Raw genomic sequence first — 542 nt, 5'->3', positions numbered from 1 at the left:
AAATCTACAGGTTTTCTTCCATTAGATGCTAGTCTTACATCTTCAACCATCTGTCCGCAGCTCATTTCTACTGATAAATAGCCGCATTTAGTATTATCTACTGTCTTTTCAAATGCTTCAAATGGGAAAGGCCATAAAGTTATTGGTCTTATTAAGCCTACCTTTATTCCTTCCTTTGCAGCCATCTTTATAACATTTTTGCATATTCTTGAGGTTGTTCCATATGCAACTATTATTAAATCAGTTTCTCCTTCACAATTAAACATTTCATATCTAACTTCATTTTCTTCTATTGTTTTATATTTAGCTTGAAGCTTTTCATTGTGTTTTTCCAATGTTTCAGGCTCTAAAAATAATGAATTTATTATATTATGCTCTTTTCTTCCATTAAGTCCATTTGCTGCCCAGGCCTTTTCTGGAAGCTTCTTTGCCGGTCTTTCCTTGAATTCTACTGGTTCCATCATTTGTCCAAGCATTCCATCTCCCATTACCATACAAGGTGTTCTGTACATATCTGCTGTATCAAAAGCATCTTGAATTAA

Annotated in this window: 1 protein-coding gene; it reads right to left on the bottom strand. The window is 33.9% G+C overall.

The genetic code is table 11. The annotated features are described in order from the left end of the window. On the bottom strand, positions 1-542 hold a 542-nt coding region (locus tag EG57_RS0224955; protein WP_032079781.1), incomplete at both ends, for a transketolase C-terminal domain-containing protein.

The organism is Clostridium drakei (genome assembly GCF_000633595.2).
GTDB classification, from domain to species: Bacteria; Bacillota; Clostridia; order Clostridiales; family Clostridiaceae; genus Clostridium_AM; species Clostridium_AM drakei.
This window is presented reverse-complemented; position numbering and strand designations above follow the sequence as displayed.